Genomic DNA, 2,540 nt, shown 5'->3' with positions numbered 1-2,540 from the left:
GCCAGAACTATTCCTGTAAAGTAAATACTCATAAGGACAATTCCGTAAAAGAAGAAAAAATAATTTACAGACCAGAAAACGATATCTCCCCAGGAAATGTTAAACAGATCATTCTGCATAGACCCCAGTATTTGAGTATTGCTGAAGATAAAATTCCTGAACCTTTTCTTTGTAACCGCTATTCCACAGGATCTCAGCCGCTTTTAGTTTAATTTCATCATTGGAGGTTCTTAACAGATCCATATAAAAATTCAAATCAATTTCCGAATTCTCAAAAATGTAGTCTATTAACTGCCTTTGCTGACTCACTACCGGAATTCTGTGAAAAAAGTTTTTAATCTCTTCAATCTTTGTTGTCACTTTAAAACTGTTGAGACAATATATAGCTGCTTCCCTTACTTCATAGTTGGAATGATCCAGGTGCGACAAAATATAATCAATTTCACTTTCGAGCCCATATTTCCTGATAATACGCATAATTAACTGCTTCGCAAATGTCCTGTCAGATCCATATATCTTCCTTAAGGCCTCAACTTGTGGTTCTTTGTAGAGGTCGTATAACTTTTCAACAATCTTTATCTGTTGCCATAAAGTAACTTTTTGTCTTAAATAAGGTATAAACCGCAGACTTTCCCATCCTAAAAAAACAACCAATGCAATTTGTGCCTCACGACGAACATAAAGATTTTTATGGTTCCTTAACGGAATGATTTCCTGCAGATATTGCGTTTGGTTCATCTCATATATCTCCCTTATACCACAGGCTTTATTATACCATCCATAAGTTCTCACCTTAGAAATGGATGCACGATAAGGAGGAATCTGGCTGTAGAGTTTTTTAAGCTTGTGATGATTTTTGCCCAATATCGACCTTTGGGTTCTAATCATTAATGTGATAAGATACTGCACATTCATCATACGGGATTCCCTGATCCCGATTTTCCTCATGAGCCGCTGAATTTCAACAAGGGAAACAGGGTTCTCTTTATCTGGATATAGATAATTGCTCACTACTTCTGCAAAGGTGTTTTCTATTAAGCGCAATTTTCGAGACCTCCTTCTTCTGTAAATCATGATAAAACTAATACTGATCCAAAGAAGAATCAGTATTAAAAGGCCTACCTTGAGAACTAGAATGAGCACTGCTATATCCATTAATAAGATTTTATTAATCTCTCAATCTCATCCAAATCAAAAGGAATTTCAAAGAATCCGGCTATACCTTCTAAAGCCATAGTTTCTTCTTTTATTTTGTCCTGTCCCATATTGGAAACAATGAGTAAATGCTGGTGTAGAATAATCTCCTGAACCTGAGAAACAAATTCCAGAGGAGCGATGCCATCAAACAGAATATCAGAAATAATAACATCAAAATTGGTGTTCTGATCTTCAATATCCAAATGTCCTAAAGAAGAAATTGCTTTACAACGAAAGAAATTTGAAGTTGCAAGGCGTTCAAGGATCTTTAAAATAATAATGTCTTCCTGTATTACCAGGGCTTGTTTAGGTTTCAATAGGGCAACACTTTGGAGCATTGAAATATACTACTATTTCTAAACATCTGATAGCCTATACGCAAAAGTCTGGAAAGCTACCTAAATCTCTTCTCTTAATTAGCGTTAGGATTAAGAAAACTTTTTTATGAATAAAATCCTTTTTGGAAAGCTAAACTGTATCTTAAACTGTGAATTTTAGAACTCACTTAATAACAAAAAAAATGACAGATGTCAGGAATATTATTGTGATTGGCGCATCTGCCGGTGGGATTCCCGCTGTAAAAACAATTATTTCAGGATTATCGCATCAAATGGAAATAGTTGTAATAGTTGTAATACACGTATCGCGAAAATCCAACAGCGCCAGGATTGCAAATGCATTTCAGAAAGAAACTACATTGATCTGTAAAGAGGCTTCCAATCAAATGTTACTCGAAAGAGGAAATCTTTACGTAGCACCACCGGAATACCAGTTAATGCTAAAGGATCATTTTTTACACCTAAATCCAGGTCCTCATGAGAATAAATACCGGCCATCGATTGATGTTTTGTTTCGATCGGCAGCCGTAAAATACGGCCATAGGGCTATAGGCATTGTGCTTACCGGCCTCTTTGACGACGGAACCTCCGGAATGTCTGCCATAAAGCGAAGCGGAGGAATTTGTATAGTCCAAAATCCTGCAGAGGCGGAACATCCTGATATGCCGCAAAGCGTGTTAAACAAAATAGCTGTGGACTATAAAGCAAATCTTCAGGAGATACCATTAATTATAACTGAAATTTTGAAAAAACCCCTGCCTCCTGAAAAACCTGTTCCGAGGGAATTACAGATAGAAGCAGAAATAACAGAGAAAATGATGAGCAATATAGACCAAATGAAAGAGATTGGAAATCATAGTGATTTTGTCTGTCCTGATTGTGGTGGCGGATAATGGACTATAAAAAATGATCCTATGAACCGCTACAGGTGCCACACAGGGCACGTTTACACTGAAAATTTACTGCACAACCTCCAGGAACAAAAGATTGAAGAATCTATCTGGG

General features: G+C 36.7%; 3 protein-coding genes. 1 reads left to right on the top strand and 2 read right to left on the bottom strand.

The genetic code is table 11. From position 1 onward, the window contains the following. Positions 1-108: 108 nt before the first annotated feature. Together RM529_RS16860 and RM529_RS16855 are read right to left on the bottom strand one after the other, a co-directional pair. The gene (locus RM529_RS16860; protein ID WP_311485920.1) at positions 109-1,155 is read right to left on the bottom strand and encodes a HEAT repeat domain-containing protein; all 1,047 of its coding nucleotides are present in this window, start codon (positions 1,153-1,155) and stop codon (positions 109-111) included. Continuing rightward, positions 1,155-1,514, bottom strand: coding sequence for a DNA-binding transcriptional response regulator (locus tag RM529_RS16855; protein ID WP_311485919.1), 360 nt, complete (start codon positions 1,512-1,514; stop codon positions 1,155-1,157). The genes RM529_RS16860 and RM529_RS16855 overlap by 1 nt, the downstream gene beginning before the upstream one ends. A 203-nt stretch (positions 1,515-1,717) precedes the next feature. Here RM529_RS16855 and RM529_RS16850 point away from each other — a divergent pair, with 203 nt between their 5' ends. Next, positions 1,718-2,428: a chemotaxis protein CheB gene (locus tag RM529_RS16850; protein WP_311485918.1), complete on the top strand. Its 711-nt coding sequence runs from the start codon at positions 1,718-1,720 to the stop codon at positions 2,426-2,428. Positions 2,429-2,540: the final 112 nt, after the last annotated feature.

This window comes from Autumnicola edwardsiae, from assembly GCF_031846505.1.
In the GTDB taxonomy this organism is placed as follows: domain Bacteria; phylum Bacteroidota; class Bacteroidia; order Flavobacteriales; family Flavobacteriaceae; genus Autumnicola; species Autumnicola edwardsiae.
This window is presented reverse-complemented; position numbering and strand designations above follow the sequence as displayed.